The following is a 16,920-nucleotide window of genomic DNA, read 5'->3' as shown; positions in this document are numbered from 1 at the left end:
TTAGTTACCTTCTTGTCTTTTTTACCTTTTTAACTGAGGGACTTGCATCTGGTCAGTTTTGCGTCAAAGCAAGGGAGGACGGAACCCCGTCAAGAAGTTCAACTTATATATCTAGCTGGCTTTTAAAAGAGATTCCCTTTTTTTGTTTGCGTTAAGTTTTGCGTATACCGGTATACCAATAATTGTTATACCAATAGAAAATAATGCGTCCAGTGGAGAATTGATTAATGTGCTTCCAATGATGTAGATTGCTCCAAGAACAGCGACAAGCGGAGTGATCGGATATAAAGGCACCCGATACATATTTTTATTTTCCACTGTTTTTTTACGTAGTATAAAAACAGCTAAAAACGATAACCCATAAAATGTGAAAACTGTAAAAATAGCAATATCCGAAAGTCTATCAGGATTTCCGACAAGCATCATGATGATCGCAATGGCAAGCTGCACCAAAGTGGCCCCAACAGGTGTCTTATATTTTGGATGGATGCATGATAATGCTTTTGCTCCCGGTAGGAAACCGTCCTTTGCCATCGCGAATGGGATTCTAGGGAATGTCAACACTTTTCCATTTAAGCAGCCAAAAATTGAAATGAGAATACCGATCGTGATCAATTTTCCACCCATGCTTCCGAAAAGATGCGAAGCAGCTGTGCTGGCTGCATTCGGCCCTAATTCGACAATTTTACTGGCAGGTAAGACATGGAGCATTGCAATATTTACGGTTAAATAGGCAACAATGACAATGAGGATTCCGGAAATGATCGCTCTCGGTAGTGTTTTGCCGGGATTTTTCATTTCTCCAGCCATATAACCGACGTTCATAAAACCATCATATGCCCAAAGAGTTGCTAATACAGCAGCGCCCATGCTAAAAGAATGAGTAACTCCACTGCCCATATCGAGAACAGATACATCACCTTTAAAAATTCCAAAAAAAGCAATGAGTATAATTGGGATTAATTTTCCTATCGTTGAGATATTTTGGATTAACCCGCCATACTGAGTGCCTAATAAATTCATAAAGCCTAGAAAGAGAATCGTGCCAATCCCTATTAAAATCTTATAACTCTCTGATATTCCAAAAAAACCGGCTACAAGCGAGCCAAAATATAGCCCAAGAGCACCCATAATTGCGGGTCCGTATATGAGTGTTTGAACCCAACCGCACAAAAATCCCCAAAACTTGCCATATACTTCTTCAATATAAGCATACAGACCGCCTGTTTTTGGAATTTTAACACTTACCTCTGCAATGGTTAACCCGCTAGCTAATGTAATAATTCCGCCAATAATCCACGCCCAAAGAGCAAGGGTAGAATTTCCCGTGTCTGATATTACGATTCCGGGTTTCATAAAGATTCCCGACCCAATCACTGTACCAACGACTAAAGATGTAGCAACAGCAAAGCCAATATTTTTCTTCAAATGTGCTTCATTTTTCATGTCCATCCCCCGTGTACATATGTATTTTTAAACCTGCGTTATTGGGATTATAACATGAAAGTTTTCGTACAATATTTTTTTAGAATATTAAAATTACTATTTACTTGGTACTTATATATTCATTGCCCCTTTAAATCAGATAATAAAATGCTATTGTGGAAGGGAGTATTTCAGGTACATAAAAAGAGTCCTCATTTTTTGAGGACTCTTCGATTTTGACTTTTAGGCACTCTTATTGGCTCCGGTGGACATAATTGGCTTAACAGTAGGCATATTGGCTATAAAAACGCCAAGTAATACGAGCATTCCGCCGATTATTTGAGTTAACATGATATGATTTCCTAATATAAAATGAGAAGCAAGGATGGCGACGAATGGTTGGATATTCATGAACATGGAGGCTGTTCCGGCACCTACTTTTGCCACACCGCCATTCCACCAAAATCCGGCCACTCCCTGTGCGAGGACCCCTGCGCAAATTAACAATATCCACATGAAAAGAGAATGACTTACAACCGTACCACTAACGATTCTTTCCACTCCCGCAGCTGGGATCATCAGGACGCTTCCCAGGACCGTGGCATAAATCGTAATCACAAAGGATGGCATGGTTTTCGCTAAGCCGCGAATAAATAATAGACTAATCGACAGACAAAGCATCGCGATCAAGATATTAAAATCTCCCCAGGATATCCCAAAGGAGCCATTTGCAACGCCAATGATCGAAAATACACCGATAAAGCTGATAATGGCTCCGGAAGCTTTTTTCATCGTGAATTTCACTTTAAAAATAATCCGTTCCAATAGAATCGTGGCAATAGGTGACATCGCAATGATCAAAGATGCATTCGCAGGTGTTGTATGGTGAAGACCTGTAAAATAAAAAGTTTGGTTTAAGAGCGTACCAAAGATACCAACACCAACAAGGTATTTCCATTCCGAGGTTGTTGGCCGCTTCATTCCTTTATGGACAACAGCGACAATGATTAGAAAAAGTGAAGTAAAACAAATCCTGACTGTTGATAAAAAGACAGGAGAGAAGCCTTGAAGCAAATAAGAACTCACGGGATAATTACAGCCCCATAAAACCGACACCAAAAATAAGCTAATTAAAGCCTTAGTATTACTACCTGACATAAGGATAAACACAAACCTTTCCACAATCCTAAGATGTTTTATGCTAGAACATAATTTATTATAACACGGTATTTCGGGGTACGAAAGAACAATTGGTGTCAGGCACCGTTAAAAGACATTTTGGTCGTTTTGTCCACTACAGGCGGACAGTATAGTGCAGTTTAACTAAGATCAGTTATTTATATTACGGATAAAGCGCTCTTATCAGAAGTGCTTTTTTCTGGTTTAATTAGGTTATTCAGACCAAAAAAGGAGAGATGTTCTTGATCAAGGGAGAGGGGACGTTTTGTGGCCTGGGGGGCCGTGAATTGTTTTATCGAGTTTTCAAGCCATCAGAGCCGAGAGCGGTAGTTATTTTGGTACATGGCCATGGGGATCATAGCGGTGGCCTGCAAAATATTTCAGAACGCTTATTAGAACATGATTATCTTGCGTATACCTTTGACTTGCGCGGTCATGGAAAAAGTCCCGGAGTAAGGGGGCATATTCGGAAGTGGGAGGAGTATCGAGGTGATTTGCATGCATTTCGAGAATTAGTTTGCACTCTGAATCCCGGGCAGCCCTTATATATTTTAGGTCATAGCCTCGGAGGGGTAATATGCCTGGACTATAGTTTATTTCATGGCAGCGGCATTTCTGGTGTAGTGTCCATTTCTCCTGCGATTTCCTATGAAGTAACACCTACAGAGAAAATCCTGATTACTTTGATGAGTAAAGTAAAACCGGATTACACCATTAATAAACCAGGTAATCCTGAGTTATTAACACAGGATCATGAAATAATAAAGAAACTGGATTCAGATCCCTTACGTCACAATACGGTAACTCCCGGATTAGGTAGTGGGTTAATGAGAGCTATACAGCGCATAATGAACCAGTCTCAATCAATCCAGATGCCATTTCTGTTACAGTATGGGCTAGCGGATGAGATTACACCCCCAGAGAAACTTAGGGAATTCTTTCTTTCGGTTGGCTCACAAGAGAAACAGAAATTAGAATACGAAACGGCAAGACACCGACCTTTCGATGACTTGGAACGTGCACAGTTTTTGGATGATTTATTGAACTGGTTGGACACTCAAACAAAAAAGCAAGCCTAACCCCCTGTGTTAGCGGACGAAAACGTATTACCTCAATGAGGGAATACGTTTTTTCGAGTTCATAAATCGTTCGTCGTATCACATGAGCACGGTGGTGTCAGGCACCATTAAAAGACAGTTTCGTTGATTTGTCCGCGGAGGGTGCAAGGCACCTTCTTTTGACATATCTTTTCTTGGAATAAAAGAAAACGCCTTTAATGAGGCGTTTTCATGTGAATGAATCGGTAAATTGGATAGTAGCTTATTTATAGAACACTTTGTCAATATTGTATTTTGCTTGAAGCTTATTTACCAGAAAAGTTTCATAAATTTCTCTTTCCATTGGATCTTCAACAACACATACTGAAATTTTGTAAACTTCGTCTCGATGCAATTTAATCGGTGAAACATTATCTTCAAAATGCTTTTTAATTCTCGGTCTTAATTTTCGTGCTTTCCCGACATATAAAAGTTCATCATTATTGTTGTAAAAAAGAATTAAACCACCTTTATCGCGTGGTATTCGATGGTAGTCGGTAAACCCGTAAACACTGCTTATCTCGGCCTCTACCGGCTCTCCTAATTTCTTTTGCTTGGTAATAACAACATCCGGGGTTGGTGTTTCAATTTTTATCATGAAGAATCGCTCCTGTTTTCGGTAAAATATTTTTACCCTTAATCTGACGCTCCATTATAACATACCTTTTAATATTAAGTTTGCCCAGATTTGCTGAAACCAAACTTTTTCAAATTGTCCCTTCATTCATTAACGAGAAAATCGTTTGATAATTAGGCCTAGATATAAGTCTCATTAGGTAGGCTGATTCGACGGGTTTTGGTTTTCTTTTCGAGTTAAGAAATTTAATAATCGTACTCGCATTTCTTATGCCCACACCATGGCCGTAGTACTTGTCATTACCAAAATAGATGACATTCTCTGCGCGCCAATGTGGCTGTTTAGGGTCAAAATCAGGATTCTTGAAATGTAAAACATCACCTGGTAAAAAATCGTTACTTTCTTTTTGGTAGACAGGCAAATCCTCATCAAATTGCCAATCCATTAAATAAAGCTTATCGAAATAAGCATCGAATAGTCTGGAACCGATCGAGTAAAGAGATGAAATATATAAAACTATGGCAATAGCAGTGGAACACTCAAATGCATATAGGGATCCACTCTTAAGAATGTCTAAAATCGCTGCAGAAGGTTTCACATTATTTTTAAGCAGAAATCCCCCATTACCCAACCGATACCAATACTTTGGATTGCAAAATGCATATTGAAATGTTGTAAACTTAGCACCACTTTTGTTAAGTTCAGTTGCAGCTTTTAGCGTGTTGGTTCTAAACATAAGTTCGAATTTCAATTGCTTTAGCGTTTCATACTGGAAAATGACTTTAAAGGCAGCCATTTGTTTAAGGATGGTTTTCTGTTCGTTTTTTGATATCTTATGAAAGAGTTCCTCAGGTTTGACAATTCGATCATTAATTTTAATCATGTTCTGCCTCCTGATTGAAACATGAATGCTTCATAAAAAATATGAAACTCCTTCAATTTATATGCAAATCCTAAACTGTCGTTTTACTGATCTGTCCCTCCCACATGGACAGTTTTAGAGGTTTGTCCACGAACGGTGCCTGTCACCACCATTCACAAAATCCCTTCATCCAATAGGGTTTGAATGACAATCAAGTCTTCACCTGGTTGGAATAATTTCTTTACTCCCGGGGTATTGGAAGTTATTAAAAATCCTCCGGACCCCAATATTTCATAGACTTTTTGACAATACAGGAATATTTTCTCAAGGTTTACCGCATGGATTTGTGATTTACTGAAAAATAAGTATTTATTTTTTAAAATTAATTCGTGTTTCGGGCAAAAAGATTGTGCAATTTCAATGTGGGAATATGCTTTATGGTAATCGCCAAGAATAGCCTTTTTGTTTGAGATGCTCCATGATTTTTGGGAGTGCTTTAACTGTTTTATGCCGTGGCCTCCCCAATCATGCATGATTTTAAGGCAATTTCAATCGCATGATTGATGTTACCTAATTGAACATAGCAATCTGCAATTCTTCCATAGGCCGTTATTTCATCCTCAATCCAACCGTTTTCCGTTTGTAAAAATTCCAGATAGAATTTGTATGTTTTTACAAAGAGAAAGATTTTTACTGCTATAGGCGCTGGCATTTTCGAGAAATAAACTTCCAAAATTTAACCGTCATTCCTATAAAACTCCTTCCAAGCCTTCACATTAAAATACATACTACTAACTTATTAAACCCGGCGAAAATTGGTGACAGGCACCGTTTATGGACATTTTGTTGGATTTGTCCGTTCTGTGTGGACATTACAAAATGAAAAACCGCGCTACCTTTTATTTGCATTATCATGATAAGTATGTTCTATTGGAAAATGTATAAAAACAGGAAATAAATAAACCTATTTTGAATAAAAATATCACACTTCAAGAATTTTATTAGAAGTGAGGACAGTCAGATAAGAAACGGGTTCCCGATCCATTACTTAAATGGAAATGGTCAACAAAACGGAGTTGAAAATATGAACAAACGAGAAGAATTTATAAAAGAGGAAGGTACGGATTTTCCCGGGAAAACCTATGTAGAAGAGCTGTTAAAGCCTGTTTTTAATGATCAAAGGGATTTCTTATTTGAAAGTATGTTTGATATACATCGTGCCCATGTTATCATGCTCAATGAACAGCAAATTATTAAGCACGATGAAGCGAAAGTAATGCTGGAGGGTTTAAATAAGGTAGCGAAAACGGATATTTCCACTATTTCTTACGACCCGCAATTTGAAGATCTATTTTTCATGATGGAGGCAAAAATAGGGGAGGAAATCGGTGAGGATCTTGCAGGGAAAATCCATATCGGACGCAGTCGAAATGATATGGGCGTAGCGATGTACCGATTGGCGCTGAGGAGGCATCTTTTACAGCTGCTTAAAAATATTTATCACTTAAGTGAGGCGTTATTAGAGCAGTCGGAAAAACATACCGAAACCTATATTACTGGCTATACACATACACAGCCTGCACAGCCAACTACGTTAGGTCACTATTTTTTGGCAATCTATGACGTCGTGCAACGGGACCTGAAGCGTTTATGGTCTGCTTATGACACAGTAAATCAATCGCCGCTCGGGGCAGCAGCGCTGACAACGACAGGATTCCCAATCAGCAGGTCACGTACCTGTGAGCTTTTAGGTTTTGATAAAGTAATTGAAAATTCCTATGACTCTATCGGCGGAGCGGATTATTTACTGGAAACGGCCACAGCCCTGATGACCTGTATGGTGAACACTGGTAGGTGGATACAGGATTTCCTCTTGCACGTGACCAGAGAATTCGGTTCATTTAATGTTGCAGACCCTTATGTTCAAATTAGCAGCATTATGCCACAAAAAAGAAATCCGGTATCGATTGAACATTCACGTTCAATTGCAAGCAGTGCCACTGGTGATGCATTGGCCGCCATAAATATGATTCATAATACACCCTTTGGCGATATTGTGGACACAGAAGACGATTTGCAGCCCCATTTATACCGGGCGTTTACGAATGCAAACCGGGTAATGAAACTTATGTATGCAGTGATAGCCACTTTAAAGGTTAACAAGGACCATACTAAAAAAATGGCCCGAAAATCGTGCACTACAATTACCGAACTGGCAGATACTCTAGTAAGGGAATATAACGTTTCCTTTAGAAAAGCTCATTCCATTTCAAGTTATATCTCTAAAAAGTCCATTCTGGCTCAAAAAGAATTATATGAGTGGGAAATCGAAGAAATAAACACCATGATCCGCGAATTTGTCGATGTGTCGTTGAATGAAAAAGAATGGAAGAAAATCATTTCTCCAGAGTATTTCGTTGATATTAGAAGCATTCTAGGCGGTCCAAGTCCAAAAGAGGTCAAAAGAATGATAGGAGAAAGAAAGCAAACACTGGAAACGAACCTGCAAGAATACAAGAAAACTGTAGAAAAATTAACGAGCAAAAAGAAAAACCTGGAAGAATATTCCTTGTGAAAATTAGTAATGGTGACTATTTGTCCATCTGGTAAGGACATTTTTGGGTAAATGTCCACAAACGGTGCCTGTCACCAAAAAAGTGTCGGAAAAAAGGAGTCTTGTAATGATCATTTATAAAACGAAAGATGTCACGGTTTTTCAGAGTGCGATGTTTCAATTGAATACTACTGTTGTAGCTACTAAAGATTTGGTTCTTGTTGTGGACCCGGGTTATCTTCCTCTTGAGGTCGATGAAATTCGTCTCTTCGTAGACAAAATCAGGGGAGACCGGCCAATTTATCTCTATTTTACTCATTCTGATTATGATCATATTGCGGGTTATGGGGCTTTCCCTGATGCCAAAACCATTGCAAGTAAGGAGTTTGTTGAAAGTCCATTAATGGAAACACAAATTAAAGATTTAATTAAGTATGACGATGAGTTTTATTTAAACCGGTCATATGCCATTAAATATCCTGAAATCAATCATGTGATTACACGTGATGGGCAACAGATCGTCATTGGCGAGACTGTTATTACGTTTTATCATGCTTTTGGCCACAATAATGACGGTCTATTAGCGGTGATCGAATCAATGAATTTATTAATTGCAGGTGATTACCTTTCTGATATCGAATTCCCATTTATTTATTACAGTTTTAGTGAATACGAAAAAACATTAAATACGTTACAGAAGCTGGCAAATGTGAACAAGAATCTCATCCTGGTGACAAGTCACGGCAGTGTGACAGATGAAGCGACTGACATCCAAAAACGAATCGATGATTCCATAGATTACTTACATCTTCTTAAAAATGAACCAAGTGATGTGCGATTTAATGAGTTTTTGACTGAAAAAAATTATCACTTTATAACCGTTTTTAAGAGGCGGCATCAAGATAACTTGAATTTATGGAGAAATCAATTATCATAAATAACAAATTAATCCGCCCGAAGACAAAAAGTTCATCCAAAACAAAAAGCTAGGCAAACGCCTAGCTTTTCAATAAAGCAGTTTTATTATTTTTAAAACACTTAGCATACATAAGAAGGAAGCCGAAGGCACTTATAAACCTCAAAAAGGAATTTATTTCCATCGATCTTTGTATACCTGTAGCATCTAACAGCCAGATCCCTATTTGCGGTGCGATAAAGGCAACAAACGATAAAAGGACATTATAGGTTGTAATGCAATAAGTTCTAGTTTCCTGAGGAGATTGCTCTAGCAATAAATTAAACAAAAGAAGGACGATACCGGATACAAAAAATCCTGAAAGCATTTGTGTAAAAGCTAAGTATACCAGATTAGTAGACAAAATCGTTAAAACGGGTGCAAGTGCCATGCCCATTGCTGCCCAAACAAGCATTAATGTGTTTGACTTGTGCTCCGCCCATTTTTTCCATAATGGAAAGGTGAAAATTTGCACTAATTGATTTCCAACGGAAAAAATACTAATCCAAAGGATGGTGGCATGGGCATATTTTACATTATAAATGTTGAATATTCCCCATGCCATCTGCCATGTGAAATTGAAGCATAAAGCTGCAATGAGAAACCATCTATATCCATTATCCTTAAAAATAGACCAATTCATAAACGAGTTTTTATTTTGTGTGTTCGTTTTCGGTTGAACGGTTTCCTTATGTTTCAATAAGAAAAACACTTCTAATAATCCAAAACCAAATGCGCTAAAAAACAACCACTGGTAGGCGGCTGGGTTGTTTGTCTGATTTTTCATAATTATACCGATTAAAAGGGTTGTGATCATTCCGACCACTGTTAATAGCCGATTCCGGTCGCTGAAAAATGTTCCTCTTCGCTCATCCGTAATCATTCCGCTAATAAGGGTTTGCCAGCCAATAGTTGAAATGGTTCCTGGCACATTCATTAGGGCAATAATAATTAAGAATGTCCAAGTTTGATAGGTTGAAGTAAGATATACCACACCTATGATCAATAAGAATAAAACCCGGGCCCATAACACAGACATGGCGACCGTTTTCTTTTGCAGCTCGAGGCGATTTAACATAATGGCTGCGGGAATCGTCATGATGAGCGCAACCAAGGGCGGCAGGGAACTGATTAAGCCTACCTGATAATTGGTAGCACCAAGTATCGAAATGGCAAAGATGGGAAAAAAGTTACTTGCAAGGTTTACAGCGATTGTCGAAACCATCCCGTGATAAATACTAATTTTTTCGTTATAGGTACGCATGAGGTTCCACCGTTTTCATTTTTTTATTTAATGATATTATAATTCGAAATCCGAAATTCTACAAAATACTTTTTATTTTATAAAAACATAAAATTTTTTTAAAAATTAAAAAGGGGAGGAGATCGGAGAAGAACTTGCCGGAAAAACCATATTAGTATATAACATTGATAACAAAATCCAAAAGGTTCAATATTAGGTAATAAGGTAAAGGCATCACACAAAAAACATCTTTAGTGTGGTGCCTATCTCTGGATCACTTCAAATACAACTTAGTCGGGTAAGCCCCACTAAAGCAAGCTATACAGCGACTGCTTGTCTCCGCAAGGTCTAAATCTACTGCCTCCAATAATCCCTTGGTACTTAAAAAGGCTAATGAATCTGCACCGATGACTTGTCCCATTGCTCGTTCATGTTCATGTTTGTTGGCAAATAGTTCTTCTTTTGTTGGCATATCCACTCCATAAAAACAAGGATTTCTTACCATAGGAGAGCTAATACGTACATGAACTTCCTTGGCACCTGCTTGACGTATCAATTGAACGATTCGCTTGCTTGTCGTTCCCCGGACAATCGAATCATCAACTAACACTACCCTTTTTCCTTCAAGAACTTCTTGTACAGCGCTTAATTTCAGTCGTACAGCCAAATCGCGCAATTCTTGAGTAGGCTCAATAAATGAGCGACCGGCATATGGATTTTTGATAATCCCCATTTCATATGGAATTTTTGATTGTTGGGAAAAGCCAATGGCAGCAGGGACGCTCGATTCTGGAACGGCCACGACAACATCTGCTTGTGTTGGATTTTCTTTCGCCAGAATTTGACCTAATTCTTTCCGGATTGCTAAGACGCTTCTTCCTTGAATAACACTATCTGGACGGGCAAAATAAACAAATTCAAAGGAACAAAGAGAAACTTCACCTTTTGCGGCAAATCTTCCCGTTTGAATTCCACGTTCGTCGACAATCAGCCATTCACCAGGTTCAACGTCACGCCAGAAAGTAGCATCAACAGCATTTAAAGCGCATGTTTCTGAAGCGGCGATGATGGATTCACCAATTTTCCCAAGGCTAAGTGGACGTAACCCATGACGATCCAGGGCTATTAGCATTTGTTTTGCCGTCATAATAACCAAGGCAAATGAACCATCGATGCGGGTTAGAACATCAGGTGCCGCTTCAGCAAAATGCTTTTTACTTGAACGGGCTATTAGGTGAGCAATAATTTCGGTATCAGTGGTAGTTTGAAATATACTTCCTTGCTGTTGCAACACATCTCTTTCAATCCTTGCATTAACGAGGTTGCCATTATGAGCAACAGCCAAGTCCCCTTCGCTATATTTAAAAACGAGGGGTTGTGCGTTTTGTAGTAAACTTTCACCAGAAGTAGAATATCGCACATGGCCAATTGCCATATTTCCTCTTAATCCATCAAGAATTTTACGTGAAAATACTTGAGTAACTAATCCCATTCCCCTGTGATGTCTGAATGTATTCCCATCACTAGCTACGATTCCTGCACTCTCCTGGCCGCGATGTTGAAGTGCATGAAGTCCATAGTAAGTTAAGTCGGCTGCTTGTGGGTGATTAAACACCCCAAATACACCGCATTTTTCCTGCATTTCTGAATCCATTTATGTCCGCCTCCCCTTGATATTCCCATATTATTTTTGGCGAAAGAAGAATTTCTATCCTTTTTAATTGCAGTGTTGGTTAATGGTGACATTAACAAAAAGTTTCTGGAGTTCTTAAAAGTAAATCAGAGTAATACGGGATAACCTAAAGTGATATTAAATCGATAAAACCCTATTGTCTGTTTGAAGGAGGAAAACACAATGACAGTAATTAAACCCGGCTCAACAATTGGCATCTTAGGGGGAGGGCAGCTGGGGAGAATGATTTCAATTGCTGGGAGAAATATGGGATACCGCTTCATTACTTTGGATCCAACACCTGATTCTCCATGTGGACAAGTAGCGGATCGCCAAATCACCGCTCCCTTTTCTGATCTCACTGCTGCTAAAGATTTAGCAGATTCCTCGGATGTTATAACTTATGAGTTTGAAAATGTTGATTCTAATATAGCCTCCATCTTAGAAACAACATCCTTTGTTCCACAAGGAAGCGAGCTCCTTAAAATAACACAAAATCGAATCCATGAGAAATCCACCTTACAATCTTACTTTGTGCCTGTTGCTCCTTTCATGGAGATCCAATCTGAAAATGACATTCATATCGCTATTGATCGTTTTGGTCTACCCTGTGTAATGAAAACAGCAGCAGGAGGCTACGATGGAAAAGGACAATGGGTTATCCGCAGCAAAGACCATATATCAATGGCTATAGTGGCTTGGAATAAGACCGGTGTGGAAATGATCATTGAAAAATTTATTTCGTTCAGCAAAGAATTATCAGTCATTGTTGCACGAAATATACTTGGTCAATCAAAGACCTTTCCAATAGCTGAAAATATCCATGTTAATAATATCCTCCATCAATCCATCGTTCCTGCAAGAATTAGCAAGGAACAATGGGCGCAGGCGGAAACCATCGCATTGAAAATTGCAGAATCCATACAAGCAGTTGGATTAATGGCAATTGAAATGTTCCTTACGAATGATGGTGAAATGATCGTGAATGAGTTAGCACCAAGACCACATAATTCCGGTCATTTTTCCATGGATGCATGTGTAACATCACAATTTGAACAACATATTAAAGCAATATGTGGTCTACCCTTAGGAGATACTTCTCTTTTAAGTCCGATTATCATGGTCAATATTTTAGGTCAGCATTTGAGCAAAGTGTTAGATAAAATAGATCAGCTTCCACCTACAGCCAAACTTCATTTGTACGGTAAAAAGGAATCAGTTGAAAATAGGAAAATGGGGCATATTAATTTTTTAGGTTCAACTCACGAGCAAGTGCTCCAACAAATCAATAATCTTCAAATTTGGAAATAAGAGGGGATAGATAACGAATAGCTTTTTGATATATATTTTTAAACATGTCTGCATGAAGAGCTATGTTCAGATCTTCTTTAGTAAAGGAGAAAAAATATGGAGAAATTAGATCAACTGTATGAAGGTAAAGCTAAAAAAGTGTTCAAAACATCAGAACCTGAAACATATTGGATTGAGTATAAAGATGATGCCACTGCCTTTAATGGCGAAAAAAAGGGAAAAATTGCTGGAAAAGGAACACTAAATAACGAGATTAGTGCCATTTTACTTAGTTTGTTGAAGGAAAAAGGGGTAGAAAACCATTTTATTAATAGAATTTCTGCCACGGAACAGGTTGTAAAGCAAGTGGCTATTATCCCCATTGAGGTGGTTGTTCGAAATATAGCAGCCGGTTCGCTTACGAAAAGGTTGGGGTGGGAGGAAGGGAAGGCGCTCCCCTGTACGTTAGTGGAATTCTACTATAAAAATGATGAGCTGGGTGACCCTTTTATTAATAATGATCACATTGAAATACTTGGGCTTGCAACCGAATCAGATTTAGTTTACATCCGTAAGCAAGCTCTAACAATCAATGAAATCCTAAAGGATTTTCTTTTGAGAAAAGGGATCATTTTAGTTGATTTTAAATTGGAGTTCGGTAAAACACCAGCGGGCGATATTATTTTAGCTGATGAAATTTCCCCTGATACTTGTCGTTTCTGGGATTTACGTACAAAGGAAAAATTAGATAAAGATCGGTTTAGACGAGATTTAGGAAACGTGGAAGAAGCCTATCATGAAATTTTACGTAGAATTGGGGGTAGAGTAGATGTTTAAAGCAATAGTATATGTAACCTTAAGAGAAAGTGTTTTAGATCCTCAAGGGAATGCTGTGCACGAGTCGTTACATTCACTTGGGTATGACGAGGTGGGAGAAGTTCGAATCGGTAAATACATGGAGCTTGAAATAAATAGTAATGATCAAAAAAATGCAGAAGAACGAGTGAAGGACATGTGTGAGAAACTGTTAGCCAACACCGTAATTGAGGACTATAGGTTTGACCTAAACAAGTATTGAAGGAAGGGAGAGAAATAAATTGAACGTTGCTGTTCTAGTATTTCCTGGTTCAAACTGCGATGTAGATATGTATAAAGCTGTGTTAGATACAATTGAACAGCCTGTCGAGTATGTATGGCACCTAGAATCAGATTTATCAAAATATGATGCTATTCTTGTACCTGGCGGTTTTTCCTATGGAGATTATTTGCGGCCAGGTGCTGTAGCAAGTTTGTCTCCCGTTATGGAGGAAGTCAAACTAGCATCAGAAGCGGGAAAATTGATTCTTGGGGTTTGCAATGGATTTCAAATATTGACCGAAGCTAATCTTTTGCCAGGTGCATTAAGAAGAAATCAACGCTTAAAGTTCCATTGTGAAACGGTTGATTTAAAAGTAGAAAATAACCTAACACCGTTTACATTAGACTATCAGGAAGGCGAAACAATTCGTATTCCTATCGCCCATGGCGACGGAAACTATTATTGTGATCCAGAGACATTAAATCAATTAGAAAAGAACAATCAGATTGTTTTCAGGTATAAAGGAACGAATCCAAATGGTTCGATTTCTGAGATTGCAGGGGTTATCAATGAGAGAGGAAATGTTTTAGGATTAATGCCCCATCCTGAACGCGCTGTACATAAATGGCTTGGAACAGATGATGGGAAACGGATGTTTTCATCTATTATACGTTTCTGGAGGGAACAAAATGGAACAGTATAAAGAACCGACTCCTCAACAAATCGTCGACCAGAAGGTATACCGGGAAATGGGATTGACGGATGAAGAATTTGAAAAGGTAATTGAAATACTTGGGCGAAAACCTAATTATACGGAAACTGGTATTTTTAGTGTGATGTGGTCTGAGCATTGCAGTTATAAAAATTCGAAGGTAGTCCTCAAGCGCTTTCCTACCTCTGGTTCCCGCGTTCTGCAAGGACCGGGAGAAGGGGCAGGTATTGTGGATATCGGGGATAATCAAGCGGTTGTTTTTAAAATTGAAAGTCACAATCATCCATCTGCGATTGAGCCTTATCAAGGTGCGGCTACGGGTGTTGGAGGAATTATTCGTGATGTCTTCTCCATGGGTGCCCGACCAATTGCCCTATTGAACTCACTGCGTTTTGGAGAATTAGATAACCCAAAAACCAAATATATTTTTGAAAATGTGGTTGCGGGAATCGCTGGATATGGAAATTGTATGGGGATTCCAACTGTCGGAGGAGAGATTTATTTTGATTCTTCCTATGAAGGAAATCCCCTTGTGAATGCGATGTGTGTCGGTTTAATCAATCACGATGAAATTCAAAAAGGCTTAGCAAAAGGGATTGATAATCCTGTCATATATGTCGGTGCTGCCACAGGAAGAGACGGTATTCATGGTGCGACATTCGCTTCAGAAGAGTTGAGTGAAAACTCGGAGGCTAAACGACCAGCTGTACAAGTAGGCGATCCGTTTATGGAAAAATTGTTACTCGAAGCGACCCTTGAATTAATTGCCTCTGGTCATGTTGTTGGGATTCAAGATATGGGGGCAGCAGGATTAACTAGCTCCAGCTCTGAAATGGCAAGTAAAGCAGGAAATGGCGTTGAATTGGATCTTGACCTTGTTCCGCAACGAGAAAAAGGGATGAGTGCCTACGAAATGATGCTTTCGGAATCACAAGAACGAATGCTGGTGGTAGCGAAAAAAGGAAAAGAAGAAGAAGTAAAAAGGATTTTTGACAAATGGGGACTCCATTCGGCTGTTATTGGACGGGTTACAAATGATAACCAACTTCGCCTACTTCATAAAGGCGAAGTAGTAGCTGAAATCCCTGCAGATAAGCTGGCAGAAGATGCGCCTGTGTATTGTAAGCCATCTAAAGAAGCTCCATATTATGAACAATATTCATCATTGGATACTGCTTCAGCCATTGAAGAGCCAAAGGATTATAATTCCATTTTGCAGCAACTGTTAGCATCACCAACGATTGCAAGCAAAGAATGGGTTTATCAGCAGTACGACTATATGGTTCGAACGAATACTGCGGTCATACCAGGATCGGATGCTGCTGTTGTTGCCATCCGGGGTACACGAAAGGCATTGGCGATGACGACGGATTGCAACGGAAGATATGTCTATCTTGACCCGTTCATGGGTGGAGCCATTGCTGTATCTGAAGCGGCACGTAACGTTGTTTGTTCTGGTGCGGAGCCACTTGCAATAACTGATAATTTAAACTTTGGGAGCCCGGAAAAACCTGAAATCTTCTGGCAGTTTGAAAAAGCGGCAGAGGGGATTAGCGAAGCATGCCGTCAGCTGAATACTCCTGTTATTGGTGGAAATGTCAGTCTGTATAACGAAACAAAAGGGGAAGCCATTTTTCCAACTCCAACAATTGGAATGGTCGGGTTAATAAAAGATGTCGAACATATCACAACTCAAGACTTTAAAAAAGAAGGAGATTCAATCTTTTTGATTGGTGAAACCAAAGCAGAAATCGGCGGTTCTGAATATCAAAAATTAATGACAGGTAGAATTGAAGGCCGTCCACCACAGTTAAGTCTTGATTTAGAACGAAATGTCCAGGCTTTTACGCTAAAAGTGATTCAAGAGGGATTGGTACAGTCAGCCCATGATACTGCAGAAGGTGGTTTAGCTGTTGCTATAGCTGAATGCTGTATAGGTGGAAATCTGGGAGCGGAAATCCATCTTACTGAAGAACTAAGAACGGACTTTAATCTATTTAGTGAATCCCAATCACGAATTATTCTTTCTGTGTCCTCAGAACACTTAGTGAAGGTAAAGGAATATGCGAACCAACTTCAGGTCCCAATAAAGGAAATTGGCCATGTTAAAAGTAAAGAACTGTCTATTGAACATAATGGAAAAACCGTGATTTCTCAACCGGTTTCCGCATTGGAAACAGCTTGGCGGAAGGCCATTCCAGACATTATGCGTTCGAAAGTATATGAAAAGTTAAACATGAAGGAAATCACTGCAAATTTACAGTAAAGGAGTGGAA

15 protein-coding genes and 1 pseudogene are annotated in these 16,920 nt (G+C 39.0%); 8 read left to right on the top strand and 8 right to left on the bottom strand.

Annotated elements, in window-relative coordinates; all coding sequences use genetic code 11:
* Positions 1-111 precede the first annotated feature (111 nt).
* Together J2S10_RS13390 and J2S10_RS13385 are read right to left on the bottom strand one after the other, a co-directional pair.
* A complete protein-coding gene (locus J2S10_RS13390; protein ID WP_307408518.1) occupies positions 112-1,446 on the bottom strand; it encodes an APC family permease in 1,335 nt (444 codons plus the stop codon).
* Positions 1,447-1,668: 222 nt separating this feature from the next.
* Positions 1,669-2,583: a DMT family transporter gene (locus J2S10_RS13385; RefSeq protein WP_307408514.1), complete on the bottom strand. Its 915-nt coding sequence runs from the start codon at positions 2,581-2,583 to the stop codon at positions 1,669-1,671.
* A 308-nt stretch (positions 2,584-2,891) separates the two neighbouring features.
* Between J2S10_RS13385 and J2S10_RS13380 the strand changes: the two genes are divergently transcribed.
* The gene (locus J2S10_RS13380) at positions 2,892-3,683 is read left to right on the top strand and encodes an alpha/beta hydrolase (RefSeq protein WP_307408512.1); all 792 of its coding nucleotides are present in this window, start codon (positions 2,892-2,894) and stop codon (positions 3,681-3,683) included.
* 241 nt (positions 3,684-3,924) lie between these two features.
* On the opposite strand, the gene J2S10_RS13375 is transcribed toward J2S10_RS13380, so the two are convergent.
* The 4 genes and pseudogenes from J2S10_RS13375 to J2S10_RS13360 form a co-directional block, all read right to left on the bottom strand.
* Positions 3,925-4,299 (bottom strand): nucleotide excision repair endonuclease, encoded by a 375-nt coding sequence (locus J2S10_RS13375; RefSeq protein WP_307408510.1) that lies wholly within the window; start codon positions 4,297-4,299, stop codon positions 3,925-3,927.
* A gap of 109 nt (positions 4,300-4,408) precedes the next feature.
* Positions 4,409-5,161 (bottom strand): protein-glutamine gamma-glutamyltransferase, encoded by a 753-nt coding sequence (locus J2S10_RS13370; protein ID WP_307408508.1) that lies wholly within the window; start codon positions 5,159-5,161, stop codon positions 4,409-4,411.
* A gap of 185 nt (positions 5,162-5,346) precedes the next feature.
* A pseudogene (locus tag J2S10_RS13365) lies at positions 5,347-5,445 on the bottom strand (glycosyltransferase family protein); the annotation flags it as partial.
* A 200-nt stretch (positions 5,446-5,645) separates the two neighbouring features.
* Positions 5,646-5,852, bottom strand: coding sequence for a hypothetical protein (locus tag J2S10_RS13360; protein ID WP_307408505.1), 207 nt, complete (start codon positions 5,850-5,852; stop codon positions 5,646-5,648).
* A gap of 372 nt (positions 5,853-6,224) precedes the next feature.
* Between J2S10_RS13360 and argH the strand changes: the two genes are divergently transcribed.
* Positions 6,225-7,715 (top strand): argininosuccinate lyase, encoded by a 1,491-nt coding sequence (gene argH / locus J2S10_RS13355; protein ID WP_307408503.1) that lies wholly within the window; start codon positions 6,225-6,227, stop codon positions 7,713-7,715.
* A 106-nt stretch (positions 7,716-7,821) separates the two neighbouring features.
* The gene (locus tag J2S10_RS13350) at positions 7,822-8,631 is read left to right on the top strand and encodes an MBL fold metallo-hydrolase (RefSeq protein WP_307408501.1); all 810 of its coding nucleotides are present in this window, start codon (positions 7,822-7,824) and stop codon (positions 8,629-8,631) included.
* Between the two features lie 61 nt (positions 8,632-8,692).
* Here the strand turns inward: J2S10_RS13350 and J2S10_RS13345 are convergent, their stop codons facing one another.
* Positions 8,693-9,913: an MFS transporter gene (locus tag J2S10_RS13345; protein WP_307408499.1), complete on the bottom strand. Its 1,221-nt coding sequence runs from the start codon at positions 9,911-9,913 to the stop codon at positions 8,693-8,695.
* Between the two features lie 253 nt (positions 9,914-10,166).
* Positions 10,167-11,546 (bottom strand): amidophosphoribosyltransferase, encoded by a 1,380-nt coding sequence (gene purF / locus J2S10_RS13340; protein ID WP_307408495.1) that lies wholly within the window; start codon positions 11,544-11,546, stop codon positions 10,167-10,169.
* Positions 11,547-11,747: 201 nt separating this feature from the next.
* On the opposite strand from purF, the gene purK reads away from it, so the two are divergent.
* The 5 genes from purK (at position 11,748) to purL (ending at position 16,910) form a co-directional block, all read left to right on the top strand.
* The gene (purK, locus tag J2S10_RS13335) at positions 11,748-12,875 is read left to right on the top strand and encodes a 5-(carboxyamino)imidazole ribonucleotide synthase (protein ID WP_307408493.1); all 1,128 of its coding nucleotides are present in this window, start codon (positions 11,748-11,750) and stop codon (positions 12,873-12,875) included.
* Between the two features lie 96 nt (positions 12,876-12,971).
* Positions 12,972-13,691, top strand: coding sequence for a phosphoribosylaminoimidazolesuccinocarboxamide synthase (gene purC, locus J2S10_RS13330; RefSeq protein WP_307408491.1), 720 nt, complete (start codon positions 12,972-12,974; stop codon positions 13,689-13,691).
* Positions 13,684-13,932, top strand: a complete 249-nt coding sequence (gene purS, locus J2S10_RS13325) for a phosphoribosylformylglycinamidine synthase subunit PurS (protein WP_307408489.1) — start codon at positions 13,684-13,686, stop codon at positions 13,930-13,932. Before purC ends, purS begins: the two co-directional genes overlap by 8 nt.
* Positions 13,933-13,951: 19 nt before the next feature.
* Positions 13,952-14,635 (top strand): phosphoribosylformylglycinamidine synthase subunit PurQ, encoded by a 684-nt coding sequence (gene purQ / locus J2S10_RS13320; protein WP_307408487.1) that lies wholly within the window; start codon positions 13,952-13,954, stop codon positions 14,633-14,635.
* The gene (purL, locus tag J2S10_RS13315; protein WP_307408485.1) at positions 14,622-16,910 is read left to right on the top strand and encodes a phosphoribosylformylglycinamidine synthase subunit PurL; all 2,289 of its coding nucleotides are present in this window, start codon (positions 14,622-14,624) and stop codon (positions 16,908-16,910) included. The genes purQ and purL overlap by 14 nt, the downstream gene beginning before the upstream one ends.
* Positions 16,911-16,920 lie beyond the last annotated feature (10 nt).

The organism is Neobacillus ginsengisoli (assembly GCF_030813055.1).
The sequence above is the reverse complement of the archived record's forward strand: the minus strand, read 5'-3'. Positions and strand labels throughout refer to the sequence as shown.